This is a genomic window from Peribacillus sp. FSL K6-5616 (genome assembly GCF_038008245.1).
Classification (GTDB): Bacteria; Bacillota; Bacilli; order Bacillales; family DSM-1321; genus Peribacillus; species Peribacillus frigoritolerans.
Window position 1 is genome coordinate 3,579,239 of sequence record NZ_JBBOYT010000001.1, and the last position, 25,900, is coordinate 3,605,138.

Here is a 25,900-nt window from a genome sequence, read left to right on the forward strand (position 1 = left end):
AAATTACTGCCTTTATTTAGATAATTCCCGAATTGGATTGAACCAGTCATCCTCGACTTCTACCAATCTTTCTTTTCCGCTCACCCGTTTAAATAGACCTGATAACTTAGAATCTTCCGGTACAAAAACTTTTTCGTTATTGGCTATTTCATCAGACATCAACGTTTCAAGAATTTTTTCACGTGTTTCCTCACTGACTAATTCGGTGTTAACAACGAAAGGTGCATTCAAAACTGGAGTCACTGAAATGAGTGAGAATGTCTTACCCACAACTGTGTTGAAGGGTTCAGCTGCATCCTTCTTTACCTTATACAAAGCACCTGCTTTATTCTCTTCCCCATCAGCCAGCTCCACATAATTATTGACACATGTATCACAAAAAGCTGCCACTTCCGCTTTCCCTGTCAAAAGATTTACAGCCGAACCTTGGTGTGAACCGCCATAAAGCACTTCACTGAAGAATTTATCTTTCCCGCCTTCCAATAAATCCTCGGCCTTTAATTCCTTGAATTTATCTTGCTGTGAAAAATAATCAACGATTCCCGTGGAAGGAACTTTGAAGCCGGATGTAGAGCTATTTGATACGAAAGAGAACTTTTTCCCTTGGATACCGTCTATTTTGTATTCGCCGTTCATTTTATAGTCATCTGCATTTTGGACAGCCAGCCAGCTATTATAGACTGCATCATCCAACGTACCTGATTCACCGCTTGGAACAACCAGGGGTTGAACACTATCGTTTTTGTTGTTTGCTTCAATATATCCTTGTGCACCCAGGAATGCTAAATCTGCGTTTCCATTAGCAATGGCCTCGATTGCAATGTTATAATCCGTAGTCGTCTTATGCTCGACTTTCTTTCCTGTGGCATCTTCCAAGATCTTCCCGATTTCATCGCGGGCTTCCCCTAAATCTTCCCCGGATTCATTTGGCAGCCATGCTACGGTCAATGTATCATCTTCATTTGCACCTGTTGAACTACTAGAAGAACAGCCTGTGAACACCAGTAAAATAACTAACATCAATATGGACATCATCGATTTTTTCACGTTAAATCTCCCCTCCAATTAAAAGATCATTTCTCATTACAGCCACTTCACATATAACCATACCGGTACAATACTAACCTGCCGTTAAGGGGGCTGAATATTCAGTAAAGTTTATGTGAATTCATCGTTAAATTTTTTGAATAGCTTGAGTAAAACAGCCATTCTGCATGCTATATTCTCTAGTTACTAACCGATTCATGAACTCCAAGTCATGAAAAATGCCCAGCATTGTCGTTCCTTCATTCATTAGCTGTTCCAGCAGGGTTTTCACCTTCACTTTAGAATCGTGATCCAAACTTGCTGTCGGTTCATCCAACAGAAGGAGCCGCGGCCTTTTCACCATTGCTCTTGCAATATTTAACCTTAGCTTCTCTCCTCCTGAAAAAGTAGCAGGGTAACTGTCCCATAGCTCTTTTCCTATTTCAAAGTGGCCGAGGATTTTTTCTGTTTCGATATTGGCCATTTCCCTTGTTTGTCCCATTTCAAGGATGGCCCCAGTAACGAGCTGCCTTGCTGTCGTTCTTGGCATGACATTTAAAAATTGGGATACATAGCCTATCTCATGCTTACGCAGGTAAATCATTTCCCTTTCTGTTGCTTTTGCTAGATTAATCGCACCAAAGCGTGAAGAATCATACCAGATGTCTCCTTCTTGAACCCGATAAGTACCATAAATCGATTTTAGGATCGTTGATTTTCCGCTGCCGCTCTTGCCTGTAATGCCAATGAATTCGCCTTTTTTCACTGTGATCGTAATATTGCTGACCGCATGGATATTCTTGCGTTGATTATGTAAAATAAAAGACTTGGATAAATCATTGATCTCCAATATGTTCTCCACTTTGCCACCCGCTTTCTAGAATTTATATCCTGTAATTCGTTTTTTGAATCAATTTCCCATCTACAATCACAGTTGTTATTACAGGGAAATCACCAGAAATTTTTTCAATAATAAGTATGTCAGCCTTTTTCCCTTCGCGAATCGATCCAATTTCGTCCTCCATCTTGACTGCCTTTGCGGGATTAATCGTAACCAGCTTGAACATATCGACAAGATCCATCCCATGGTTTTCGACTAATTCAAACATTGAATGGAGAAGGGCTGAAGGGTAATAATCACTGCATAATATGTCTATGCTTCCATCCTGAATGGCTTCAGAGGCACTTAAGTTCCCGCTGTGAGAACCTCCCAAAAGCACATTTGGTGCACCGGCTATAGTATACATCCCCATATCATGGGCCTTACGGGCAATCTCAAGTGTGATTGGAAATTCACTTATACTCGTTCCAAAGCTGTGAACCAATTCAAGCTTCTCTATTGAATCATCATCATGTGAGGCAACGGCAATATTGTTTTCTCTTGCCAGCAGTGCGATCTCCTTCATTCTTTCAATCGTCAGCTTTTCTTTCACTTGATGAGTCCGGATCATGACATCAATGGCTTCATCACTATAATCGTTATACCCTCTTAAAGTGTTTCGATAAATCTCTAGATGCCGATACTGTCCTTGTCCTGGAGTGTGGTCCATGAATGAGACCAGATGCACTTTCTTTTCCAAAACATATTCTCTTAGACTATCGATATCATCCAAATTATCGATTTCATAACGTGCATGAAACCGGTGACGCACTAGGTGCTTCATCCTATGTGTTTGATCGATCAAATCAATAAGCTTTCTTACATTCTCCGGCTCCCGAATGGGCTTATATGCGTATTCAGTGGATTTATAGAGCGATAGAGAGTGAAACATGGTCGTAATCCCATGCGTAATCAATTCCTTTTCCGTTTCTCTTAAGCTCAAATTAAAATTCATTAAAGAAGTCGGGCGCGGCGCAGTCATATGTTCAATATAATCTGAATGGAGATCAATGAAACCTGGTGAAACATATCCGCCCATAGCGTCCAGCACTTCCATCCCAGGACTTCTCTCGATTTCTCCCACAGGTGCAATCCGGCAAATTCTATCATCCTTAATTAAGAGATCATGGTCCATCAGGATCGAGTCTTCCGTTATTATTTTTCCATTTTTAATCAGCAACAATGTCTCTTCCCCCATTTTCGGTTTAGTTTCTTTTACAGCAGCGAGTGTACTAATTGCTGGGTATAAGGATGCTGTGGATCTTCGAGTATTTGATCTGTTAAACCTCGCTCGATTATTTTACCCTCCAGCATAACGAGAGTACGGTCTGCAAGCATTCGGATTACACCCAAATCATGGGATACCAATACCATGCTAATATTCAAATCTCTTTGGAGGCCTTTAATTAAATCCAATACACTTGCTTGAACTGATAAATCTAAACCCGTGGTGACTTCATCCAAAAGCAGTATGGGAGGATTGTTGGACAATGCTTTGGCTATCTGGACCCTTTGCTGCATTCCCCCTGAGAAATTCCTAGGTTCTTCTGTCATTCGATGAATCGGAATATTGACGGCTTCAAGGAGTTCGGCGCCTCTTGATTCCATGCTGCCAACATGTCTGTTCCCGGCTGATATCAACTTTTCGGCAATATTGCCGATCGAGGAAAAATCCATTTTCAACCCTAGAATCGGGTTTTGATAAACCTTCCCCATCAGGTGGTTTCGAACGTATCTTTTCTTCTGGGCAGACTCCATGAAAACATTCTTTTTTCCTTCCTCAAAGCCAGCTACATACAGTTCTCCATCGGTCACTTCTTCATCAAAATACAAACTTTTCATTAAAGTGGATTTGCCGCTGCCGCTTTCCCCTACAATTCCAAGAACTTCACCGTGATACAAATCGAATGTCAGATCTCTGCAGGCATAAACCGTCCCGCATTCGTGACAATAGTTTTTCGTCACTTTTCCTGATTTCATATGTTTGCATGCCGAACATCCGTTACCATACTGTTTGCTCATTTGTTTAACTGATAATACGGGAACCTCAAGCACAGACATTTAATTCACTCCCAATGATTGTTTTTGATTGACCATTTCAAGGCAATTGCTTGTATCATTGCATTGGAAATACGTTTCCCCTGATTCCTCATCAACAAGTTCATCCAAAAACACATCATTGGAACCGCAGAGAATGCAAGAATGATTTGCAAAGGACTCGATTTCAAATTCATAATCATCAAATGCCAAAGATGATACATTTGTATATGGGGGTACTGCATATACCTTTTTCTCCCTGCCTGCACCTAACAAAATGAGTGCTTCATTACCGTCCAGTTTGGCATTATCGAATCTTGGTATCGGGCTTGGTGCCATGACATACCTGTCGTGAACCATCACCGGATGGTCTGCATCCGTCGCCATTATTCCGTACTTCATAATTTGTTCAAATAACATAAGCCATGCTCCGCTATACTCTCTCTCAGCATGCAGCTTTTTCGTTTCATGTTCGCTCGGCTCGAAATTCCTTAAAGGTTCCGGTAACGGAACTTGAAGAATTAATATCTGGTCCCGATGCAGCGGCACTTCCGGCACCCTGTGTCTTGACTGGATTAAAGAGGCTTCTTTTGTACAATCCGTTGTCCTCACCCCAGTGGTATCAGACACGAGTTTTTTTATGTTAACGGCATTAACGGATTCATCCGAGCCTTGGTCGATCACCTTAAGGACGTCATCCTTTCCGATCAATGACAATGTCAACTGCAGGCCGCCTGTGCCCCAACCTCGTCCAATCGGCATTTCCCTTGAAGCGAATGGGACTTGATAACCGGGAATGGCAATCGCCTTCAGTGTTGCCCTTCTAATTTCCCGTTTCGACCCTTCATCAAAGAATGCAAAATTATAAGTCTTATTCATGCAATCCAACCTCCTGCTCTGTGGTCTTATCTTTTGACTTCCGAATGCTATCAAGCTTGGATTGGAACGTAACGTAATGAGGCATCTTCAAATGGGAGATGAAACCCGTCGATTCCACTGAATCTATATGATAAAGAACGAATTCCTCGTTGTGACTTGGAAACTCCTTGTTGGGTTTTTCCAAGCAATTATCCAAGATGCCCATAGCGATTGCTTTCGTTTCATTTTGTCCCATGCACATGCCATAGCCGACTTCAAACTCTATTTCTTTTTTGCCTTGTTCTTTTTCTACCGTAAGCGGAATGAGCATCTCTGCCTCAGTTGCTGTGAAGTCCCCAATATAATAGCTATCTTCCTCTTGCCCTTCGTCCAGCAGCGGGTGATCGAGATGGACGGGCAGCTGGCCTACACGCAGCTCCCCTACTGTCGGGTGCAGTGCACCATATCCACGGATGACTGCATAAGCAAGCGATGTAACTGCGCCGGTTTGGCCCCTTGTTAAAATTTGCAGGCGTTCACTCCGCATTGAAGGAAACTCCAGACTTTTCCTTGTCACATCCCCAGGCTGCAAATCATTGTTCTCACAGCTTGCTAATAAGCCTTCTCTTCTTAAGTAGTCCAAAACTTTAGGCAGGGAGTTTAAATCAGCACTATCATTTTGATTTTCTGTTGAATGATCTTCCTCTTGAAAAGCCCGTAACCAATCTTGAATGCTTATATCCGATTCATTTTCCAGCTCCGAATCTAGTAACCGATGTGTATAATCGGTCGTGGCACCTAAAATCTGTCCGCCAGGCACATCCTTAAAACTAGCTGAAATCCGCCGTTCGACTTTCATATTTTCAGAACTGATCACCCGTGAAACATGTTTTCGCGGCAAAGTGGATCGATAGGCTCTCAAGAGGAAAACAGCTTCTTCCGGATTGCCTTCAGCCTGTTTAATGGCAAGTGCAGCCAGTGATTGATCATACAAACTGCTTTCTGACATAACCTGATCAATCAATCCTCTCATCCCGGCTTCTATCTTATGCAGTTCTATGGCCGTCCCTTTTTTGACCCGTTCATACTTTAAGCGTTTGATGGATTCCTCAATCGCCTTTGTTCCGCCCTTTACTGCAACATATCCCATAAAATCCCACCCCCATTTTCTCTAATTTGAGTCGTTCTCGGCAAAGCTATTAAACGATCTTGTTGATCAACAAAATACATATCGATTCCTAACGGGAATTCCATGTTTTTTTCGTTCCTTGCAGCCAGCCAGGCGGAGACATTCGGGAGACTTAAGAATGATTCGTCTTGAATTCCCGGTCCTGAAAGGATCATTGAGTCCCCTTTCGTAACATCCGGTACTTCTAGAATGATCATCGCCGATTCATGAGGGTTCAAAAGATTTCCTACCTTTGCTTTATTCAAGGCTTCCTTCATTTGCTCCTCGGAGGCATCATGTAAAATAAAGATAAAATCCGCTTCCGGCAAATCAACAGGCTTTGAATAAGTAAGCTGATTGATCATTCTTGACACGGCCTCCTCCGCCTTTGAAATGACCTTAAATGACACTTCAGGGTCGAGTACCGTTCGTGCAAGCAGGATGGTCGAAGATAAGCATTCCATTTGAACATCCAACGTCCTGGCCTCCCTATCCAAAACCACTAAAGTTCCAGGTCTTGAAGTCGCCGTTACAAGCTTTCTATAAACAGTTTGTATATCATGAACTACATCCAAATTCATTGCTTTCCCCCCTCTTATTGAACATCCATTGTTTCGAAGTTAACCTTGGTTCTTAAGATCGATCGATTAAACTCTTGAAGATTTTTCTGTATAATCTTCTTCTCATTTTCTAAAACATGTGACCATGACCTTGTTTCGCCAAGATCAGCCTCATAAGCGGCATCAATGATCGCTAAACTATGTGCCAGTTCTTCCCGCTGTCCCTTAACGATACCAATCCCGATTGAATCCTGGATTTGGACCGTGCATTCTGTCACCAGCATTTCCCCTAGATAAAACAAGCTCTTTTTTGCCGTTTCCCTTGTCTTTAGCAACACAAGGGCACTCTCTGGCTTTTGAATGACGGTAACTTTATATTTCATGGCTATTTCCTTGGCAAATTCCTTCGCAATGTCCTCAGAGCCTTGAATCAAAATCTCGGTTCTTTCCCTTCTTCTCATTCCATTGGCCTCCAATGTTTTAGTTTCAAGCTAACATCTTCAATGTATCTTGTTGCCAAGTGAACGTACGTTAAGAAAGAGTAAATCTTTGTATGAAATTTGTTAAAGCCGGGCCTGCACTATTCAAATTTCGTGCTTTAATCGTGAATTCGGAGCATTTACTCGTGAGTTCCGTACCTTTACTCGTGAATTCGGGGCATTTACTCGTGAGTTTCGTACTTTTACTCGTGAATTCAAGGCATTTACTAGTGAATTCGATCGATATCTGGAATGGAAGTTTTTATATAACATATGTGAAACAATCGCTCCGATAGATTATGACCGTGTGCTCAAGGACTTGATTACTCCGCTTATCCCGGCATAATGATTCCACTTGCAAAAGTGGAATCAAACTTGAACACTGCAAAATATCCCGTTCGAAAAGAGTGGGAAAAATCACATTCAGTTTGCTCCTGCTGGATCCGAACTCTACAAAGCCACGCTGCCGATAATATTGAAACATGGAGGTTATATCCGGACCGTCCTTTTCTATTTCAGGAAATGTTGATTTTGCTACAAAAGATGTATGGAGAGCAATCGGGAAATCGTCCATTAACCTAAGCCTGCCAATTTTAAAGACCTTATCATCACTTTCCACCTCAAGGCTTCGAAAAATCTTCTGATCATAAGAAATTTCTTCGCAAAAAATAGTACTCGTTTGAAAGGAAAACTGGAATTCCTTCATTTTCTCGGTGAAACTGACATCTCCGGATAGAATTAACGGAATTTGTTTCTTGGTTTCCTGGACATAACTTCCCTTACCTTGCTTCGAATAGATAAAGCCTAAATCTTGAAGCTGCTCATATGCTTTCCTGACAACCATTCTTGGTACATTAAATTGATCGGCGAGTATATGCTCTGAAGGTAACTTTTTATCCAATTGAAAGGTCCCACTCTTAATTTCAGATATCAAATGATCCACTAAAAAGTTTTTTTCCGCCAACAAAAATCCCCCTTTACATATAATTTCCTTGTTACTGTCAGTGTAATGAGAAAATATGAAGCTATCATGATTTTCTTGTAAAAAAAAAAGTCCTGGTCAATTACCAGAACGAAAGGAAGCACTTATTTTATCGATCTTTTTCCATACAATCCCCTGCATGTTCATTCTTTCAAATTCCTAATCCAGCATGTAAGCATGCCGCTCTCACAGCAAAATTCCTGGTTTCATAGATCGATATTTTTCAATACCACATCATTAATGGCCATGCTTTTTTTCCTTAATTTCAAAGCATTCACACATTCCGTTCCAGGGCTCATACTGCCAAGCCGAATCGGCTGCTCCCCATAATCCCCATGAAAATCCGAACCTCCTGTTTTAATGAGATTATATTGATCTGCATATGAAATCGCTCTTTCCTCTTCTGCATGACCATGATGCGGGTGAAGAACTTCAATCCCTTCAAGCCCTGCTTTTACAAGATCAGGGATAATTTCGAAGCTCCCGTATTGTCCAGGATGAGCAAGGACCGGGACGCCTCCGGCAGCACGAATCGCCTTCACAGCCAGTATGGCATCCACATACTCCATAGGAATAAAGGCAATGCCCGGCTCTTCCCCATTTAGGCCGCGGCTGAAGATTTTCCTATACAAATCTCCATAGATAGAATCCGTATACCCCGACTCCCGAAGTGCCAGCATAATATGCTGTTTATAAACACCGGTTCCTCCCCTGAATTTAGATACCTGATCCCAAGTTATTCGATATCCTGCATGAATCAGCCGTTCCACCATTTTTTCAGAGGCTGCATTCCTCTTTTCAATCAGTGGATTACATAAATCCTCAAGGGCCTTATGACCAGGCTCAACAAAATAGCCCAAAATATGTACACGCCTTCCTCTTGCAAAGTCATAACCGGAAACTTCGATACCAGGGATGATTTCAATTCCTATTTCCTTACCCCGTTCCACCATCTCTTGCAATCTCATTGTTGTATCGTGATTCGTAATCGCTAAATGGCCAATGCTCTCCCTTTTTGCAACCTCCAATAATTCTTCAAAAGAACTGGAACCATCTGAAACGTTCGTATGACAATGTAATTCAACCTTCATGCCAATCCCCCCATTCTTATTCGTTACCCATTTTCATTTTAACTTAGTGCCATGTCGGTCAACGTTAAGATGATGTAAAAAAACGTAAAGGTGTAAAAGTCGTCCTGATTGGTGAAAATACTTAAGTATTTCAGACTGTAGACAAAAAAATACCAGTTGATTTCAGAAACCCGCTCCCTTTCCGCCGACTGTCTGCCAAGCCTCCTCGACGCAAGCGTCTGTGGGGTCTCGGCCAGCCAGTTATTCGGCAGAGTGTCGCAAATTTTTCCATCCATTAAGGAGTACAGGAAAAAAAACATGAAGGATAAACTAGTCTTAAATGGGTTCGGAATAAGACGAGCCAACAGTTTTTTCTTTTAAAACACAAAGGTGATTGGAACGGAAGGCACGAGACTCCTGCGGGAAAAGCGTGGCTTGGGAGACCCCGCAGGCGTGCCGAGGAGGCTCCCGCCCGCCCGCGGAAAGCGAGTGCCTGAAGTGGAAATCAACGTTCCCCTTTTACAAACCCACAAAAAAGCTGTCGGCAAACAATTATTATCTTGTTTGTAGACAAAGGGGTTCTATCTAAATAAAACAAAGGTGATTGGAACGGAAGGCACGAGACTCCTGCGGGAAAAGCGTGGCATGGGAGACCCCGCAGGCGCGCCGAGGAGGCTCCCGCCCGCCCGCGGAAAGCGAGTGCCTGGAGTGGAAATCAACGTTCCCCTTTTACAAACCCACAAAAAAGCTGTCGGCAAACAATTATTATCTTGTTTGTGAACAAAAAGGTTCTATCTAAATAAAACAAAGGTGATTGGAACGGAAGGCACGAGACTCCTGCGGGAAAAGCGTGGCATGGGAGACCCCACAGGCGCGCCGAGGAGGCTCCCGCCCGCCCGCGGAAAGCGAGTGCCTGAAGTGGAAATCATCGTTCCCAAGTAACATGTTCATTCGTCCTTTTCAGTTCCCTACCCTGTTACGTATTTCCCTTCAAGTTGAAATAAAATCAGAATAAAACCAATAAAAATTTTGACTTACTGTCAAAAATGATGTACATTACCTAATGGGCGAACAATTTTTATTAAAAAAGACAAAAATATTCGTATATAGAGGTGCATAACATGGAAAACGTGTTTGATTATGAAGATATTCAATTAATTCCTGCAAAATGTATAGTAAATAGCCGTTCTGAGTGTGATACATCCGTTACTTTAGGTAAACATACATTCAAGTTACCTGTAGTACCTGCCAATATGCAAACGATCATTGATGAAAAGATTGCCATTTACTTGGCTGAAAACGGTTACTTTTATGTCATGCATCGTTTTGAGCCAGAAAAACGACTGACTTTCATTAAAGACATGCATGCAAGAGAATTGATCGCTTCCATCAGTGTCGGCGTTAAAGATGAAGAATACGGTTTCATCGAACAATTATCGAATGACAACATTGTACCTGAATACATTACGATAGATATTGCACACGGACATTCCAATGCCGTGATAAAGATGATACAGCATATTAAAAAACATTTACCTGAAAGTTTTGTCATTGCAGGAAATGTGGGAACTCCTGAAGCGGTACGTGAATTGGAACATGCCGGTGCCGATGCTACAAAGGTGGGCATTGGACCAGGAAAAGTATGCATCACTAAAATCAAGACTGGATTTGGAACGGGCGGCTGGCAATTAGCTGCACTTCGCTGGTGTGCAAAAGCGGCAAGCAAGCCAATCATCGCCGACGGCGGCATTCGTACGAACGGTGATATTGCCAAATCGGTTAGATTTGGAGCTTCAATGGTCATGATCGGTTCACTATTTGCCGGACATGAAGAATCTCCAGGTCAAACGATCGAGAAAGATGGAAAGGCCTTTAAAGAATACTTTGGTTCAGCTTCTGAATTCCAAAAAGGTGAAAAGAAAAACGTTGAAGGCAAAAAGATGTTTGTCGAGCACAAAGGATCTTTGGAAGATACGTTGAAGGAAATGGAACAAGATCTTCAGTCATCCATTTCATATGCAGGCGGTACCAAGTTGGAAGCCATCCGGAATGTGGATTATGTGGTCGTTAAGAATTCAATCTTTAACGGTGACAAAGTTTATTAAGAAGGAACGTAATAAAGAACGGCCTAATCAATGGATTAGGCCGTTTTTTATCATTATACCTTTTTAACAAATTGGGATTTTAATTTCATTGCACCAAAACCATCAATCTTGCAATCAATGTCATGATCTCCATCAACTAGACGGATGCTTTTGACTTTAGTGCCCATTTTTAAAACGGATGAGCTCCCTTTCACTTTAAGGTCCTTGATTACCGTAACGGTATCACCATCATTCAAGGCGTTTCCATTAGCATCTTTGATAACCTTCTTTTGATCACCATTTTCGTTTTCCGCTTCCACCGTCCACTCATGGGCGCATTCCGGGCAAACAAAAAGACTTCCGTCTTCGTATGTATATTCTGAATCACATGCAGGGCAATTAGGAAAATCAGTCATAAATTCACTTCCTCCATTCATTATGCCAATTTTAATATAATAATGGTTTACACACAACCAGTAGTCTATTACCTCCCCTCCTCTAGAACCTATAAAGGTTTTACTATATACTTTTAAGAAAAAGCTGGAAAGTGCGGTGAACCCATTGTTTAAACTATTATTGATAGAAGATGATACGACGTTATTCAATGAAATTAAAGATAGATTGGCGCAATGGTCTTATGATATTTACGGAATCGGCGATTTTAGTAAGGTGGTTCAGGAATTCACGGACATAAAACCTGATTTGGTCATCATTGATATACAGTTGCCGAAGTTTGATGGATTTCATTGGTGCAGAATGATCCGGTCCCATTCCAATGTTCCCATCATCTTTTTATCATCACGTGATCATCCTACGGACATGGTGATGTCCATGCAGCTTGGAGCTGATGATTTTATCCAGAAGCCTTTTCATTTCGATGTACTCATCGCGAAGATACAGGCCATCCTTCGCCGTGTCTATAATTACAATACGGAAAAGATCGAATTGAAAACCTGGTGCGGCGCCACCGTGGATTACGAGAAGAACACGGTTTCGGCCGAGACGGGCACAATCGAATTGACGAAAAATGAAATTTTCATCTTGAAAAAGCTCATTGAACAGAAAAACAAGATCGTAAGCCGCGAAGAATTGATCAACAGCCTATGGGATGACAAACGTTTTATAAGCGATAACACCCTTACTGTTAATGTGAACCGTTTACGAAAGAGGTTGGATGAACTGGGTTTAGGTCATTATATTGAAACGAAAGTCGGACAGGGCTATATCGCCGTAGAAGAGGCAAATGCATGATCAGAAAATATCTCGTGGAAAGGTTCAGCTGGATCACCTTTTACATCCTTCTTCATCTATTCATTATCTTTGTGGCCTATCTTGATTCGGCCATTCCGTTAAAGCCCATACTGTATATTGTTTTTTTATCATTGCTCATATTCAGTATGTTTCTGATATTCCGCTATAAAAAAGAAACGTATTTTTATAAAAGTTTAAAAGTGAGGGAAGACAACCTGGATATAACGAATATAGCCGAACCAGAGAGCCCTTTCGAAAAAATCATAGAAAACAGCATCATTAACCAAACTGAATTATTGAAGCAGTCCGCTGCAATCGGTCAAATGACTTTAGAGCAGGAGAAGGATGAATTATTATCTTGGATTCATGAAGTGAAGACACCATTGACGGCGATGCATTTAATGATTGACCGCTTGGATGATGAATTGCTGAAATCACACTTGACTTATGAGTGGCTGCGCATTCATCTTCTTCTTGATCAGCAGCTCCATCAAAGGCGCATGCCTTTCATCGAAAATGATTTGTATATAGAGAAAACCGATTTGGAAACAATAATCTTTGATGAGATTAAAACGCTGCGATCATGGTGCATTCAAAAAGGAATCGGCTTCGACATACAATTGGACGTAACCGAAGTGCTTAGTGATGCCAAATGGCTGGCCTTCATCATGAGGCAGCTCTTGACCAACTCCATTAAATACAGTGAAAACTCAGATATCACAATTTATAGCCATGAGCGAGCCGGACAAACGGTTCTTGAAGTGCAGGATTCCGGACGGGGAATTGACCCAAAGGATTTAACCCGCATATTTGATAAAGGATTTACATCCACGACAAACCATCGTGACAATGCGGCAACCGGCATGGGGTTATATTTAACCAAGAATGCGGCCGAGTCCCTATTCATCTCCATTGATGTGAAATCAGTGCTTGGAACCGGGACGACCGTTACCTTGACCTTCCCAAAAAGAAATGATTTCGTGAATATCACAAGCATGTGACAAAAGTGTCACATGCTTTTATTCTTTGTTCGTCCAAACGAAGGAAAAGAAATACATGGCCTTTTATAATGAGGATATAGAAAAAAGGAGTGTATCCAAATGAATATATTAGAAGCGAAAAAAATCCATAAAAGCTATGGTAATAAATTCAATAAACAAGAAGTATTAAAGGGTCTTGATATAAGCATACAAGAAGGCGAATTCGTAAGTATCATGGGTGCTTCCGGTTCAGGAAAAACGACTTTGCTGAATGTCCTTTCCTCGATCGATAAAATCAGCAACGGCACCATTACAATCGATGGTAAAGAGATTTCAGGGATGAAAGAAAAGAATTTGGCCGAATTCCGTAAGAACCACTTGGGCTTCATTTTCCAGGAATATAACCTATTGGACACATTGACTGTCAAAGAAAATATCCTTTTGCCTTTATCCATTACAAAAACGCCCAATAATGAAGCGGCACAAAAGTTTGATAGCGTGGCGAAGGAACTGGGCATATATGAAGTGAAGGATAAATACCCAAATGAAATTTCCGGTGGTCAAAAACAGCGTACGTCTGCAGCACGGGCTTTCATCCATGATCCAAGCATCATTTTTGCGGATGAACCGACTGGGGCGCTTGACTCCAAATCAGCTTCCGATTTACTGAACAAACTGAGCGAAATGAATAAAAAGCACAAAGCGACCATCATCATGGTAACCCATGATCCCGTGGCCGCCAGTTATTGCAGCCGAGTCATTTTCATTAAAGATGGACAAATCTATACCCAATTGAATAAAGGTGAAGAATCCAGACAAACCTTCTTCAAGGACATCATGAAAACACAAGGTGTATTGGGAGGGGTTCAAAATGAGCATTAATCAACTCATCTTGCGAAATCTGAAAAAGAATCTGAAGAACTATTATCTGTATGTGTTTGCCCTGATCTTCAGCGCTTCCCTGTACTTTGCCTTTGTCACCTTGCAATATGACCCAGCGCTGGATAAAGCGGAGGGGACGGTAAAAGGTGCCGCCTCCATCAAGGCTGCATCAATCCTGCTTGTTGCGATTGTTTCCATATTCCTTTTATATGCCAATAGCATTTTCATTAAAAGACGCAGTAAAGAAATTGGCTTATTCCAATTGATAGGCATGACGAAGAACAGGATATTCCGTATCCTGAGTGTGGAAAACCTGATCCTGTATTTCTGTTCCGTATTTCTGGGAATCTTTGTAGGGTTTGCCGCTTCAAAATTGATCATCATGATCCTATTTAAAATAATGGGTGTCGAGGCAATCGCGACTCTTAACTTTTCTTTTCAGCCGCTAGTGCAAACCTTGCTCGTTTTCAGTGCCATCTATCTTTTGATCATGTTGATGAATTATGCCTTCATTAAAAGGCAAACCATTCTATCATTATTTAGAGTGACTTCCATGACGGAAGGAAAAGTGAAAAAGGTTTCGATGTTCGAAATGATCATCGGGATATTCGGGATCGCCCTGATCATTGCTGGCTATGTCATTTCATCCAAATTATTCGATGGAGCTTTTTCAGATATGACCGAGCTTTTCATGGCCATGATCGTCATTCTGGCAACCGTCATCATCGGTACTTACCTATTCTATAAAGGATCCGTAAGCTTCATCTTTAATATCATCCGTAAAAAGAAAAATGGCTATTTGAACATCAATGAAGTATTGTCCCTTTCATCCATCATGTTCCGGATGAAATCGAATGCGATATTATTGACGATCATCACAACCGTTTCCGCTTTGGCGATCGGGTTATTATCATTAAGCTATATCTCCTACTACTCTGCGGAGAAGAGTGCACAAAGCAGTATCCCTAACGATTTTTCGATGACGGATAAGGGAGATGCAGATGCATTCAAAGAAGCTTTATCAGACAGTAAAATTGATTATGACGCAAAGGTGATTGACGTCATTCAAGTGGATGTCAACGTAAAGGAAATAATGGAAACGGGCCTCGAAGGAGTGAACTTCGATTCGGACATCATGACCGTTCCCGTCATCAGTGATGAATCCGTTAAAGGAATCAACCTTGCTGAAGATGAGACCCTTTTCAGCGGATACAGTAGTATGATGGAGAAGGTCATATCCTTGAAGGATTCCGGAAAGATTGAACTGAAGGGCAAAAATGAAGTGATTCCGCAAACATATTTGGGTTTGAATGATGATACCTTCCTGTCCTATTACTTCACGAGTGGCGGATTGCCCGTTGCGATTGTAGACCAAACGATATTCGACCGTTTGAAAAGGGATGTCGACCCTAAAATCCAAAAAGTATCATCCGTTAATATCGGCATAGATGTGAAGGATGAAGCTGAACTTGAAAAAGCGAATGATCTATTCAGTAAAATGAATTTTAAAGAAGAACATGTAAATGATTCCCAATTAGAAAATTTCACCAACCAGAAGAAGAATATGGGTCTTATGATGTTCATCGTCGGCTTCTTGGGATTAACCTTCCTCATCACATCCGGCTGTATCCTTTATTTCAAGCAAATGGATGAAAGTGAAGGTGAAAAATCCAATTATACGATTTTAAGAAAACTAGGATTCACGCGTGGTGACTTACTAAGAGGAATCCAAGCAAAACAAGTTTTCAATTTCGGCATTCCTTTAGTCGTCGGGCTGCTTCACAGTTATTTCGCAGTCCAATCAGGATGGTTCTTTTTCGGGACCGAAGTTTGGACACCGATGGTCATCGTCATGGCATTATACACGGCACTGTATTCGATCTTCGGGATCCTATCCGTATTTCATTACAAGAAGGTCATTAAAGAATCTCTATAATTTCGAAGATACTAAAAGCTCCAGGGCCAATGAGGCCCTGGAGCTTTTAAACTGTAGAAAAATTCGAAGAATAGTCAGCTTGCCTAAAATTTTTCTAAAAAAAACATCCCAGTTGATTGGATGGGTGTTCGAGACTCCTGCGGGAAAAGCGTGTCCAAGGGAGACCCCGCAGGCGCAAAGAGCGCCGAGAAGGCTCCCGGACCGCCCGCGGAGCGAGTGCCTGGAGTGAAAATCCCCGATCGGATTATACAAACCCTCAATGAAGTTCCAACTGCTTTAGAAATCCGCTCCCTTTAAAGTACCCCAGCCGGTTTCATCATTTCCTTGATCAATTCCCTGTTGCGCTTTTTAAAGATTTCATTATGGGAAGAAACCATCCCCACTCCGTGAGCGTCAGGCTGGATATATTGCTTTGCCTTGTTTACGGCATTTGCAGCATCTTGAAAAGTTCCTGCTATCAGGTTCAATTTACCTTCATGCTTAAGGATATCACCGGCAGCGTATATTCCATCCATCGAGGATTCACTCGAAGGAGTACCTTCAATATAATAGTTGTCGGCAATGGCAATGTCCACTTTACTATTTCGAAGCAGCGATGTATCACGCTCATAACCATGATTGATGATGACTTCATCGATCGGTAAGTAAGATACCTCTCCCGTTGCGTGATTCGTCAGTTCAACATGCTCAATTGATTCATGATCGTCGCAGGCGATCAATTTTGTAATCGTCGTATTCAAGAAACAAACAGCAGAGCTTTCCATCAATTGCCTTGCTTGTGATTCATGTCCTGCTAAACTATCTTTCCTGTATGTCAGGTACACCTTTTTGGCAATGGGCTCTAATTCATTTGCCCAGTCTATGGCAGAATTCCCGCCGCCTGAAATGATCACCGCCTTATCCTTGAAACGATTGAAAGACTTGACAGTATAGTTTAAATTGGAGACTTCAAACCTTTCTGCCCCGTCTATTTCCAACTTTTGCGGATTCAGGATTCCGCCGCCAACCGCGACAATGATCGTCTTGGAAAAGTGCACCTGACCTGAAGCCGTATGTAAAACGAAGATGCCTTCTTCATTACGTGTGATTGATTCCACTTTCTCATTCAAGACGACTGTTGGATTGAATGTTAAACCTTGCTCCACTAGCTGCTCAATTAATTTTTCCCCAGTAGTCGGTGTCAGCCCTCCTACATCCCAAATCATTTTCTCTGGATAGACATGAATTTTCCCGCCCAGCCGTGGCTGGTATTCAATCAGTTTAACTTTCATTTCTCTAAGTCCGCTATAGAAAGTGGAGTAAAGGCCTGCTGGACCTCCCCCAATAACCGTTACATCAAATAAATCCTGCTGTTCCATCAACGTCCACTCCCCGGTAATCAAATGTGATTGATTATCATTCTCAGTTAATCGTACACTCTTTTCTCACTTTTTACAATAAGCAGTCGAGTTAAATTTCAAAAAAAAAATCCTGCACGCGTATGTATAAGATTGAAAAAAAAGTGCAGTCATCCTTCATCCCTACTCAAGGATGAAAGATGCTGCACTTTTTTTGTGATGAATGTTAGCTTGAACGAGGTCTTTTCCCTTCCGCTATTAGAAGGTTGATATGATCTATGAGTTCAGGCAGTTCCTCCATCGTTTTGATGGTAAAGTCTGCCCCGTTATTGAAAAAGATATCTGCCGTTTTAGAGATGAGTTCTTGTTTATCTCTTTCTGGCAAACTTGTATACTCATCCAAACTCAATCCCATCTCAGAGCTTCCGACAATGACTCCGACCGACCATACCCCAGCATTCACTCCCTCTTGCATATCGGAAATGGTATCGCCTACCTTCACTACCTTCCATGATGCCGCTAATTTCAATTTTTCCATATTCCGATAGATCATGTAAGGATATGGCCTTCCAATCGAATGGGTTGCATCCGGAGTTACATGGAAATCCGGCCCATACCCTTTTCTCAAAGCATTTGCTGTGACGACCTCCATCATTGTATCCGTATATCCCGTTGTCGACCCAATCTTCAGGCCGCGATTCCTTAATGCTTCCACCGTCTCGATAACCCCTGGAATGGGATCTGTATAATCCGCCAATGACATCATCAGCGCCGGTTCGAATTCAGCATATAGTTTTTCAACGTCTTCCTCATTGAATGGCCTTCCGTATTGCTCCTCCCATAACGAGGATATCCTTGGCATGGTCAGCATCGCACGAATATGGTCGATTTTCAACATGCCCATCGGAGCTCTGGCTTCCTCCATCGTCACGTCCAGTCCAGCATTCTTAAAAATATCCACAAAAACATTCACTGGTGCAAAACATCCAAAATCCACAGCTGTTCCAGCCCAATCCAAAATGATTCCTTCTACCTTATTCATACTGTCACCACTTTCATATATTTATCTACGATCCTGCCAAGTTCCTCGATATCTTCTTCATGGATTTCGCCAATATTGCCGATCCGGAATGTATCTATGTCAGTCAGCTTTCCGGGGTAAATTACGTAGCCCCTCTCTTTGATGAAATTGTAGAAGTCCCCAAAATCAAAGGTTTCAGTTGGAAAAAGGAAAGTTGTAATGATAGGCGATTGTTTATCAGGTGAGATGTATGCATGAATGCCCAATTTCCCCATCAGCTCCCTCAGCCTATCATTATTATTTTTATAACGGGTGAATCTGGCTGGGATGCCGCCTTCTTCCGTTAATTCTTCCAGCGCTTTAGCAAACGCGGCCACTACATGTGTTGGAGATGTGAAACGCCATTTCCCATCCTTGTCCATCTCTTTCCACTGGTCATATAAATCCAGGGACAAACTGCGGGCATTGCCTTCACAAGCCAACAATTTCTCAAGCTTTGCAATGACGAAACCAAAACCAGGGATTCCTTGAATGCATTTATTCGCACTGCTGATCAAATAATCAATTCCGAGTTCAGGCACATTCATCTCCACTCCGCCAAAGCTGCTCATCGCATCAATGATCAAGGATTTTCCTTGTTCGTTTGATATCTTCGAAACCATCTCTATCGGATTTAAAATCCCTGTCGTCGTTTCACAATGAACCATCGCTATATGTGTGATGTCGCGATCATCCAGTAAAATGTTCCGGATTTCAGCTTCCTTTGGATATTCATTGTACTCTACGCCATATTCAACATGATTCAGGCCGATGCACTCCGCCATTTTCACAATCCGTTTTCCATATGCTCCATTCGTAATGATCAGCACTTTATCGGATTTTGAAAGTGCAGTCGTCAGCACAGACTCTACAACAAACGAGCCGCTTCCCTGCATAAGTACAGCCGTATATTCTCCGTTTGCAGCATATGCCAATTCAAGAAGCTGGGATCTGATTTTTTGTGTGATTTCCTTATAATCATTTTCCCATGTGCAGCGGTCAACAAGCATTTCCTGTTTCACCGTACTTGTAGTGGTCAGCGGTCCAGGCGTCAATAGTTTATAGGTATTCATTTTCCTTCACTCCTCACTGTATTCATCATAGTGCTGATTTAAAGAACTCTTGGTGCTGTTTCAATAATTCGACCGTTAGGGGCTGCTTGAATTTCATAGGGTGGGCCGGTTTATTCTTTTCCGTTACCTTTTCACCTTCATAAAGTGCGACCGGGTAATGTTTCAACAGTTCTTTTCTAGCATCTTTACTGATCGTTTCTGCCATTTTCATCGCTAAATTTGTTTTAGCTTCATTACCTTTATTCACGACAGCCACGGATTCCGTGTAGGAGAAATTCCCCTCAGCCGGATCGACGAATTTGATCGGTAAGCCCGACTCTTTAGCCATCACGGCTTGATAACGTAAACCAAAACCGGCAGCCACTTCCCCTGCTTGAACTTTATTGATCGGGCCTGAACCTGAGCTCTCAAGATGCGGACCGCTATTTGCTATTAAATCATGGAGAACCTTTTTGCCCTCTGCGTCATCGTATTGACTGATTATTGCTTGAACTAACAGCCACCCTGTTGAAGAGTCCAGGATATTAGGAATTGAAACGAGCCCTTTATATTCCGGCTTTGTTAAATCCTTAATCGAGGTAGGCATCGGCAGGCCTTTTTGTTTAAGCACTTCCGTATTCACAAAAATGGAACCGGTATTGGCCAAAATCGGTGTATAATAGGCTGGTTTTTTTTCCAATGCTTTTGTACTGAATGACAGGTCCTTGAACATGGAGTGCTGTTCCTGTGCGCTTTCAATGAAATAGGAACTCATCGTCACGACATCAGCCTCGATTTCATCTCCTTCTGCGAGCAGTTTCCCTCCTAATTCAGATGAGCCTAATGATTGAAGGACATATTTTCCTTCGTATCCGGCATCCTTCAGCGAAGTCTCCATTGCGGCAGTGGCTTCTTCATCGCCATTCGTATAAATGACCACCTTTTCCTCATCCGCTTTGCCGCTGTTACGGCCCACCAATACAAATACCAAACTTAGAGCAACTAAAGAAAGTAAGGCTATCTTGATCGTTTTAGACATAATATCCCCCTCATTAATGTTTGAATTGTCTTTTTTGATAATGATCACAAAGCAGCTTCACGACTAGATTTGTAAAAAAGATAAGTAGAGACAGGATGAATATTTCATTGAATTTGGCAAAATGCTGAAGCTCTTTAATTTTACTGGCCACTAATGTGGTTTGGGCCGTGACCAAAAAGATGATTCCGCTGATCGTAACCATACTATTGATGAAATAGTAGCTGAACATCTCGATTACCGTAGATGCCGAGTTAGGCAGAATGACACGATAGATTGTCCCGATCCAGCTATCCCCCAATAAATTCCCGGTGGTTTCCCAAGCAGGGTTCATTTTGGATAAAGAGTTCTTCGCCATTAAATAGGGTGTCGTAAAGAAGTGGACCATGTTACATAGAATGATGATGGCAAAGGTCCCCTTCCAGCTGCTGCCGTTGAACAGCAGCAAATACGATAAGCCCAACACCATTCCCGGTACTGTATTCGTCAGCATCGAAATGACATCCATTGATGATTTCCCTTTAAGGGGCGTCCTGACATTCAAGACCGCCGAGCTAAAGGCGATGAACGTTCCCAGTACGGCCGTCATCAAGGCAACGAATAAGGAGTTTTTATAGACTGCCGTTAAATCACTCGATTGGAATGTGTCGATAAAATGCTTTAAGGTGAAGGTGAGATCGTAAGGGAAACTAGTTAAAAATGGTGCAATGAACATGACTGCAAATACAGAAAACATTCCTATTAAGACCAGCACCGAAATACCGCCAAAACAGATATCCCTCCCTTTGTGCTGCGTCAATTCAATATCGCTGAACTTGTCATAATGAAAATTAAGTTTTTCCAGATAGTTTAATAGGAAAACACTGAATACTACCGGAATGAGCATGAGAATGGCAATCACTGCGCCATTATTGAAATCAGGGATGGAACCCAGCATGACTTGATACAATTGCGTCGCAACGACGGAGTAGGTCCCGCCGACCGAAGCCGGTATCCCAAAATCGGTGAAGCTCAAGATGAAGGAAAGTACAAAAGCTCCACCTAAAGTTCCTGACAATGGCCGTATGATCGTATTCAAGAAACTTCTTATCGTTCCGTCACCCATTAATTTTGAGACGATGATGAACTTTTTATCCATGTACTTGAAGGAATTATTAATGAGAAGAAAAGCTGATGGCAATGTATAGATCACATAACCTATCAATAATCCATTAAATCCATATATATCGAAGAGATTCCTTCCAAAAATCTTCGTTATGATTCCTTGATTGCCGAAAGAGTAGATGATCGCAAACCCGAATGTGATTGTCGGAAGCAGCATCGGAATAAGGATCCCGGTTTTAATTACACTTTTTAATGGCCTATATAATCGGGTGCAATGGATGGAATAGGCCAGGAAAAAGGCTAAAACGGTCGTAATGACGGCTGTGAGTCCCGAGATTTTCACACTGTTTCCAAATGACTTCATCAGCTCAGCATTGGAAAGGACCGTTAGATAATTCGTGAGATTGATTCCATCTGCCGTTTCAAAAGAACGGACGAACAACATGCCAAGCGGCAAGAAAAGAAAAGCGGCAAATAGCAGTAAGATAGGTATATAAATGATTCTCATTGCCGGTTTTACATCAGGCATACTTTTCACCGAATAAGTTATAAATATTTTCTCTCTTTATCTCCAGCTGTTTAAGAATGAATTCCTTAACAAAATCATTGGCTGGCTGATTGATGATTTCTTGCGGCGACCCAAATTGAGAAATATTACCTTGATTAATGATCAAAATCTTATCCGACATCGTCAAAGCCTCTTCCGGGTCATGAGTCACTATGATGGTCGTCAGCTTAAATTCGCGGGCAATGGATTTGATGCGTTCCTTTATCGATTCCTTGATCACACCATCCAAAGCACTCAGCGGCTCATCAAGTAAGAGGATTTTCGGCTTCATTACAAGAGTCCTTGCGATCGAAACCCTTTGTTTCTGACCCCCTGATAATTCACTTATCCTTTTTTTCAAATGCGGCGTTAATTCCAGGAAATCGATGTATTCCTGAAGCTCTTCCTTGGAAACGGACCCCTTCCTGTTCCTCAATCCATAAACGATATTTTCATAGGCATTCAAATGCGGGAAAAGAGCGTAATCCTGGAAAACGATATTAAATCCCGGTCTTTCATGGGCACGTTACTCAAATCGGTATCATTGAAAATGATTTTTCCATGATTGATACCCGTCAAGCCCAAAATTATATGTAATAAAGTAGTTTTGCCGCTTCCACTTGGTCCTAATAGTGAAACGATCTCCCCCGTTTTAATTTCAAGATTTATATGATCCAAAACTGATTTTCCATCGAATTGCTTGCTAATATTTTGTAGTTTTAGCAAACCGTTCACCTCCTTTAATACACCCTTAGTATAAAAGCCCTTTGTAAACCGAATTTGAGATTTTTGTAAATACTCTGTAAATATTGAACATCTCTTTACTAAATTGATACTAACTGTTGACCAACTAATGATATTTTTATCATCTATATGTTGAATATGTTCGCGGTAAACAGTACACTTAAACTGAATATCAGGAAGATAGATATGAAGAATAGGCGGGTGTAACTTATGCTTCCTCTTGAAAGGCAAAAAAAGATCATCGAGTTATTAACGATTAGAAAAGTGATGAAGATTGCCGAGCTTACTGAAGAAATGCAAGTTTCCATCGAAACCATCAGAAGGGATATAAACCTTCTTACAAGGCAAGGAAAAATTGAAAAGATCTATGGAGGCGTTAAGCTGGTTCAATCGAAATTTGGGGAATCGACGATAGATGAAAGGATGTTCAGTCAATTAGAAGAAAAGGAAACCATCGCCCAAAAATGCAGTGAGTATATCGACGATGGTGATTGCATTTATATCGATAGTGGTTCGACAACCTATCAAATCGCTAAATATATAAAACAGAAAAAGAAACTGACCGTGATAACCAGTTCGATTCCTGTTATAAATGAACTCATTCATAGCGATATCGAGATATTGATCATAGGCGGGAAAGTCAGGAGAAATGAACAATCCATCGTTGCATTCGACTACTTATTCAACTTCAGTGAATTGAATATTTCAAAAGCATTCATTTGTGCGAGCGGCATAACCGTTGAAAAAGGCATATCCGACTATAATTTAGAAGAAGCGAACACACGAAAAAAAATCATTGATTTATCCCAAGAAGTCTTTGTTGCCGCTGACAGCTCCAAGTTCGGCAAAGACGTGACCATCGGGATATCGTCACTTGATAAAATCGATTACATCATTACTGACGATCATCTGCCTAAAGATTTCATCTCTTCGTTTAAAGAGACCGGCACACATTTGATTCTTTCTTAAAAGCAAGAAAAAACGGGAACTATACAATAGTATAATTCCCGTTTTTGAAGTTCAGCGAATGCAAGTGCATTCGGTTAAAGGACGTTTAGCAAGTCTAATTTGGGCGATCATCTTCGGGAAATCAATAATTGCAGGTCTACATGATGTTCAGGGACCAATTTGCCCAAAGCATCACCTTCATCACAACGTTGATTTCCACTTAAGGCATTCACTTTTCCCGGGGAGTCTCATACCTTACGTTCCAATCAACTTTGTGTTAAAAGATAAAATCCTTTTGTCCACAGTTTTTTTGAGGCGGTGTAAAATTTTGATTTTCACTCCAGGCACTCGCTTTCCGCGGGCGGTCCGGGAGCCTCCTCGGCGCCTTGCGCCTGTGGGGTCTCCCCTGGACTCGCTTTTCCCGCAGGAGTCTCGTACCTTCCGTTCCAATCAACTAACGTGTTTTAAATGAAAAAAATGCAGGCTTATCTTATTCCGAACCCTCTTTAAGACTAGTTTATCCTTCATGTTTTTCCCTGTTCTCCTTAATGGATGGAAGGAATTTGCGACACCACTTGCCGAATAACGGGCTAGCCGAGACACCACAGACGCTTGCGACGAGGAGGCTTGGCAGACAGTCGGCGGAAAGGGAGCTGATTTCTGAAATCAACTGCAACTTGAAATAATAAAACTGTGTCCTCCATCAATGGAGAGTGAAACTCAGGCTAATTTCTGGTGTTGACTCTGACCGGGCCCGGGCGATTCCCATAAAGCCTAGTACCTCAATTAAAATTCCTTTCATGCTGAAGGAGCCATTCCTTTCTCCACAAGCCACCCGCATAACCAGTTAATTTCCCATTTGAACCTATTATTCGATGACAAGGAATCACGATGCTTAACTTATTTCTTCCATTAGCGCTCCCTACTGCCCTAATGGCTTTTTCATTACCGATTGAAACGGCGATGTCTTTATAGGAACCCGTGTTAGCGTACAGGATTCCCGTTAATGCGTTCCATACGTTTTTTTGGAAGATGGTCCCTTCAAGTATATAGGGAAATGTAAATTCCCTGCGTTCACCTTTGAAATACTCATCAAGCTGGCTAAAGCACTCCGCCAAAACCTGAGGCGTTTGCTCTTGCATAATATTTATCTTTATATCCCTTTCTGCGAACATTATGGAACTGATGGCATCATTCGTTCCTGATATCTCGATAACTCCAATCGGCGATTCATAATCTAGTTTATATAATTCACTCATATAAGGACCTCCATTTCTGTATGTGGCTTACATTCGACTCTTAAGATTCATGTTGCGATATTCACTTGGAGTACAATTTTTCAAACGGCGAAATACTTTATAAAAGTTTGAAGGGCTTTGGAAGCCCACTTCAAGGCAAATCTCAAGATTCGTTAGACTTGTGCTTGTTAGAAGGTATGAAGCTTTATCCACTCTTATTTTTTCCAAATAGGAACGGGGAGTTTCTAATGTTTCCTTTTTGAACAGCCGCTCCAGATAATAGGAACTTACACCGACATGATTGGCAATATCCTTTAATTCAACTTTTTGATTATACTGATTGACCAAGAAAGCGATGATATCTCTTACAAGTCCTAATTGAGGGGAATCATCAACTTCCGGTTGGCATCGTTTGCAAGCACGGAAACCGTCCTTTTCAACTTCATCGATGTCATGATAGAATTTCACATTTATTTTTTTCGGCTTCCTTGACCTGCAGGAAGGGCGGCAGTATATTTTAGTTGTCTTTACTGCGGTAAAGAATAATCCGTCATATTTAGGGTCGCAAGCAATGATTTTCTCCCACATTTCTTCAAAAGAAAGATTTATAGCAACAGCCATTATACTCCGCATCCTTTCAG

Annotated in this window: 25 protein-coding genes and 1 pseudogene; 7 read left to right on the forward strand and 19 right to left on the reverse strand. The window is 41.6% G+C overall.

The annotated features are described in order from the left end of the window. Positions 1-12: 12 nt before the first annotated feature. From phnD to phnG, 8 genes are all read right to left on the reverse strand, one after another. The gene (gene phnD / locus MHB45_RS17150; protein ID WP_253349783.1) at positions 13-1,047 is read right to left on the reverse strand and encodes a phosphate/phosphite/phosphonate ABC transporter substrate-binding protein; all 1,035 of its coding nucleotides are present in this window, start codon (positions 1,045-1,047) and stop codon (positions 13-15) included. Positions 1,048-1,174: 127 nt separating this feature from the next. Continuing rightward, positions 1,175-1,888, reverse strand: coding sequence for a phosphonate C-P lyase system protein PhnL (locus MHB45_RS17155; protein WP_134783612.1), 714 nt, complete (start codon positions 1,886-1,888; stop codon positions 1,175-1,177). Between the two features lie 22 nt (positions 1,889-1,910). Beyond that, positions 1,911-3,089: a phosphonate metabolism protein PhnM gene (gene phnM / locus MHB45_RS17160; protein ID WP_253349785.1), complete on the reverse strand. Its 1,179-nt coding sequence runs from the start codon at positions 3,087-3,089 to the stop codon at positions 1,911-1,913. Positions 3,090-3,121: 32 nt separating this feature from the next. Further along, the gene (locus MHB45_RS17165) at positions 3,122-3,967 is read right to left on the reverse strand and encodes an ATP-binding cassette domain-containing protein (RefSeq protein ID WP_048685596.1); all 846 of its coding nucleotides are present in this window, start codon (positions 3,965-3,967) and stop codon (positions 3,122-3,124) included. Next, positions 3,968-4,822: an alpha-D-ribose 1-methylphosphonate 5-phosphate C-P-lyase PhnJ gene (locus tag MHB45_RS17170; RefSeq protein ID WP_048685597.1), complete on the reverse strand. Its 855-nt coding sequence runs from the start codon at positions 4,820-4,822 to the stop codon at positions 3,968-3,970. Next, a complete protein-coding gene (locus tag MHB45_RS17175) occupies positions 4,815-5,951 on the reverse strand; it encodes a carbon-phosphorus lyase complex subunit PhnI (RefSeq protein ID WP_048685599.1) in 1,137 nt (378 codons plus the stop codon). The genes MHB45_RS17170 and MHB45_RS17175 overlap by 8 nt, the downstream gene beginning before the upstream one ends. Further along, entirely contained in the window at positions 5,933-6,550 is a 618-nt protein-coding gene (gene phnH / locus MHB45_RS17180) for a phosphonate C-P lyase system protein PhnH (protein WP_048685600.1), read from the reverse strand. The genes MHB45_RS17175 and phnH overlap by 19 nt, the downstream gene beginning before the upstream one ends. Before the next feature lie 14 nt (positions 6,551-6,564). Continuing rightward, positions 6,565-6,990, reverse strand: coding sequence for a phosphonate C-P lyase system protein PhnG (phnG, locus tag MHB45_RS17185; protein WP_048685602.1), 426 nt, complete (start codon positions 6,988-6,990; stop codon positions 6,565-6,567). A gap of 92 nt (positions 6,991-7,082) precedes the next feature. Between phnG and MHB45_RS17190 the strand changes: the two genes are divergently transcribed. Beyond that, the gene (locus tag MHB45_RS17190) at positions 7,083-7,304 is read left to right on the forward strand and encodes a hypothetical protein (protein ID WP_142398450.1); all 222 of its coding nucleotides are present in this window, start codon (positions 7,083-7,085) and stop codon (positions 7,302-7,304) included. On the opposite strand, the gene MHB45_RS17195 is transcribed toward MHB45_RS17190, so the two are convergent. Together MHB45_RS17195 and MHB45_RS17200 are read right to left on the reverse strand one after the other, a co-directional pair. Continuing rightward, on the reverse strand, positions 7,271-7,972 hold the full coding sequence (locus tag MHB45_RS17195) for a GntR family transcriptional regulator (protein ID WP_072273403.1): 702 nt from the start codon (positions 7,970-7,972) through the stop codon (positions 7,271-7,273). The two genes, MHB45_RS17190 and MHB45_RS17195, sit on opposite strands and share 34 nt — an antisense overlap. 224 nt (positions 7,973-8,196) lie before the next feature. Continuing rightward, complete coding sequence (locus MHB45_RS17200) at positions 8,197-9,081, reverse strand: PHP domain-containing protein (RefSeq protein WP_161922266.1); 885 nt, start codon at positions 9,079-9,081, stop codon at positions 8,197-8,199. A gap of 1,100 nt (positions 9,082-10,181) precedes the next feature. On the opposite strand from MHB45_RS17200, the gene guaC reads away from it, so the two are divergent. Continuing rightward, a complete protein-coding gene (gene guaC, locus MHB45_RS17205; RefSeq protein WP_072273404.1) occupies positions 10,182-11,165 on the forward strand; it encodes a GMP reductase in 984 nt (327 codons plus the stop codon). A gap of 53 nt (positions 11,166-11,218) precedes the next feature. On the opposite strand, the gene MHB45_RS17210 is transcribed toward guaC, so the two are convergent. Next, positions 11,219-11,560, reverse strand: coding sequence for a zinc ribbon domain-containing protein YjdM (locus tag MHB45_RS17210; RefSeq protein ID WP_048689365.1), 342 nt, complete (start codon positions 11,558-11,560; stop codon positions 11,219-11,221). A gap of 145 nt (positions 11,561-11,705) precedes the next feature. On the opposite strand from MHB45_RS17210, the gene MHB45_RS17215 reads away from it, so the two are divergent. The 4 genes from MHB45_RS17215 (at position 11,706) to MHB45_RS17230 (ending at position 16,193) form a co-directional block, all read left to right on the forward strand. Then, complete coding sequence (locus MHB45_RS17215) at positions 11,706-12,395, forward strand: response regulator transcription factor (protein WP_048689368.1); 690 nt, start codon at positions 11,706-11,708, stop codon at positions 12,393-12,395. Further along, positions 12,392-13,396, forward strand: a complete 1,005-nt coding sequence (locus MHB45_RS17220; RefSeq protein ID WP_048689371.1) for a sensor histidine kinase — start codon at positions 12,392-12,394, stop codon at positions 13,394-13,396. The genes MHB45_RS17215 and MHB45_RS17220 overlap by 4 nt, the downstream gene beginning before the upstream one ends. A gap of 99 nt (positions 13,397-13,495) precedes the next feature. Then, on the forward strand, positions 13,496-14,257 hold the full coding sequence (locus tag MHB45_RS17225; protein WP_048689374.1) for an ABC transporter ATP-binding protein: 762 nt from the start codon (positions 13,496-13,498) through the stop codon (positions 14,255-14,257). After that, complete coding sequence (locus MHB45_RS17230; protein WP_253349789.1) at positions 14,247-16,193, forward strand: FtsX-like permease family protein; 1,947 nt, start codon at positions 14,247-14,249, stop codon at positions 16,191-16,193. Before MHB45_RS17225 ends, MHB45_RS17230 begins: the two co-directional genes overlap by 11 nt. 293 nt (positions 16,194-16,486) lie before the next feature. Here the strand turns inward: MHB45_RS17230 and MHB45_RS17235 are convergent, their stop codons facing one another. From MHB45_RS17235 to MHB45_RS17260, 6 genes and pseudogenes are all read right to left on the reverse strand, one after another. Then, complete coding sequence (locus MHB45_RS17235) at positions 16,487-17,551, reverse strand: NAD(P)/FAD-dependent oxidoreductase (RefSeq protein ID WP_048689379.1); 1,065 nt, start codon at positions 17,549-17,551, stop codon at positions 16,487-16,489. Positions 17,552-17,756: 205 nt separating this feature from the next. Next, positions 17,757-18,572 (reverse strand): phosphonoacetaldehyde hydrolase, encoded by an 816-nt coding sequence (gene phnX / locus MHB45_RS17240; RefSeq protein ID WP_048689381.1) that lies wholly within the window; start codon positions 18,570-18,572, stop codon positions 17,757-17,759. After that, positions 18,569-19,663, reverse strand: coding sequence for a 2-aminoethylphosphonate--pyruvate transaminase (phnW, locus tag MHB45_RS17245; RefSeq protein WP_048689382.1), 1,095 nt, complete (start codon positions 19,661-19,663; stop codon positions 18,569-18,571). Before phnW ends, phnX begins: the two co-directional genes overlap by 4 nt. Positions 19,664-19,688: 25 nt before the next feature. Continuing rightward, positions 19,689-20,681: an extracellular solute-binding protein gene (locus MHB45_RS17250; RefSeq protein ID WP_048689385.1), complete on the reverse strand. Its 993-nt coding sequence runs from the start codon at positions 20,679-20,681 to the stop codon at positions 19,689-19,691. A gap of 13 nt (positions 20,682-20,694) precedes the next feature. Continuing rightward, positions 20,695-22,311 (reverse strand): ABC transporter permease subunit, encoded by a 1,617-nt coding sequence (locus MHB45_RS17255; protein ID WP_048689388.1) that lies wholly within the window; start codon positions 22,309-22,311, stop codon positions 20,695-20,697. Continuing rightward, positions 22,304-23,055: pseudogene (locus tag MHB45_RS17260) on the reverse strand (ABC transporter ATP-binding protein). Before MHB45_RS17260 ends, MHB45_RS17255 begins: the two are co-directional and overlap by 8 nt. A gap of 228 nt (positions 23,056-23,283) precedes the next feature. Here MHB45_RS17260 and MHB45_RS17265 point away from each other — a divergent pair. Next, positions 23,284-24,042, forward strand: coding sequence for a DeoR/GlpR family DNA-binding transcription regulator (locus MHB45_RS17265; RefSeq protein ID WP_048689394.1), 759 nt, complete (start codon positions 23,284-23,286; stop codon positions 24,040-24,042). A gap of 761 nt (positions 24,043-24,803) precedes the next feature. Here the strand turns inward: MHB45_RS17265 and MHB45_RS17270 are convergent. Further along, entirely contained in the window at positions 24,804-25,280 is a 477-nt protein-coding gene (locus tag MHB45_RS17270; RefSeq protein WP_048678450.1) for a methylated-DNA--[protein]-cysteine S-methyltransferase, read from the reverse strand. A 27-nt stretch (positions 25,281-25,307) separates the two neighbouring features. Beyond that, on the reverse strand, positions 25,308-25,880 hold the full coding sequence (locus MHB45_RS17275) for a bifunctional transcriptional activator/DNA repair enzyme AdaA (protein ID WP_253349793.1): 573 nt from the start codon (positions 25,878-25,880) through the stop codon (positions 25,308-25,310). Between the last annotated feature and the right edge of the window lie 20 nt (positions 25,881-25,900).

Bases quoted from the DNA above. Each gene is read 5' to 3' on its own strand.
- MHB45_RS17265 (WP_048689394.1), top strand. From the start codon at position 23,284: ATGCTTCCTCTTGAAAGGCAAAAAAAGATCATCGAGTTATTAACGATT.
- phnX (WP_048689381.1), bottom strand. From the start codon at position 18,572: ATGAATAAGGTAGAAGGAATCATTTTGGATTGGGCTGGAACAGCTGTG.
- MHB45_RS17220 (WP_048689371.1), top strand. From the start codon at position 12,392: ATGATCAGAAAATATCTCGTGGAAAGGTTCAGCTGGATCACCTTTTAC.
- MHB45_RS17230 (WP_253349789.1), top strand. From the start codon at position 14,247: ATGAGCATTAATCAACTCATCTTGCGAAATCTGAAAAAGAATCTGAAG.
- MHB45_RS17175 (WP_048685599.1), bottom strand. From the start codon at position 5,951: ATGGGATATGTTGCAGTAAAGGGCGGAACAAAGGCGATTGAGGAATCC.
- guaC (WP_072273404.1), top strand. From the start codon at position 10,182: ATGGAAAACGTGTTTGATTATGAAGATATTCAATTAATTCCTGCAAAA.
- MHB45_RS17270 (WP_048678450.1), bottom strand. From the start codon at position 25,280: ATGAGTGAATTATATAAACTAGATTATGAATCGCCGATTGGAGTTATC.
- MHB45_RS17200 (WP_161922266.1), bottom strand. From the start codon at position 9,081: ATGAAGGTTGAATTACATTGTCATACGAACGTTTCAGATGGTTCCAGT.
- MHB45_RS17165 (WP_048685596.1), bottom strand. From the start codon at position 3,967: ATGTCTGTGCTTGAGGTTCCCGTATTATCAGTTAAACAAATGAGCAAA.
- phnW (WP_048689382.1), bottom strand. From the start codon at position 19,663: ATGAATACCTATAAACTATTGACGCCTGGACCGCTGACCACTACAAGT.
- MHB45_RS17250 (WP_048689385.1), bottom strand. From the start codon at position 20,681: ATGTCTAAAACGATCAAGATAGCCTTACTTTCTTTAGTTGCTCTAAGT.
- MHB45_RS17235 (WP_048689379.1), bottom strand. From the start codon at position 17,551: ATGGAACAGCAGGATTTATTTGATGTAACGGTTATTGGGGGAGGTCCA.
- phnG (WP_048685602.1), bottom strand. From the start codon at position 6,990: ATGAGAAGAAGGGAAAGAACCGAGATTTTGATTCAAGGCTCTGAGGAC.
- MHB45_RS17210 (WP_048689365.1), bottom strand. From the start codon at position 11,560: ATGACTGATTTTCCTAATTGCCCTGCATGTGATTCAGAATATACATAC.
- phnH (WP_048685600.1), bottom strand. From the start codon at position 6,550: ATGAATTTGGATGTAGTTCATGATATACAAACTGTTTATAGAAAGCTT.
- MHB45_RS17190 (WP_142398450.1), top strand. From the start codon at position 7,083: ATGAAATTTGTTAAAGCCGGGCCTGCACTATTCAAATTTCGTGCTTTA.
- MHB45_RS17255 (WP_048689388.1), bottom strand. From the start codon at position 22,311: ATGCCTGATGTAAAACCGGCAATGAGAATCATTTATATACCTATCTTA.
- MHB45_RS17225 (WP_048689374.1), top strand. From the start codon at position 13,496: ATGAATATATTAGAAGCGAAAAAAATCCATAAAAGCTATGGTAATAAA.
- MHB45_RS17170 (WP_048685597.1), bottom strand. From the start codon at position 4,822: ATGAATAAGACTTATAATTTTGCATTCTTTGATGAAGGGTCGAAACGG.
- MHB45_RS17275 (WP_253349793.1), bottom strand. From the start codon at position 25,880: ATGGCTGTTGCTATAAATCTTTCTTTTGAAGAAATGTGGGAGAAAATC.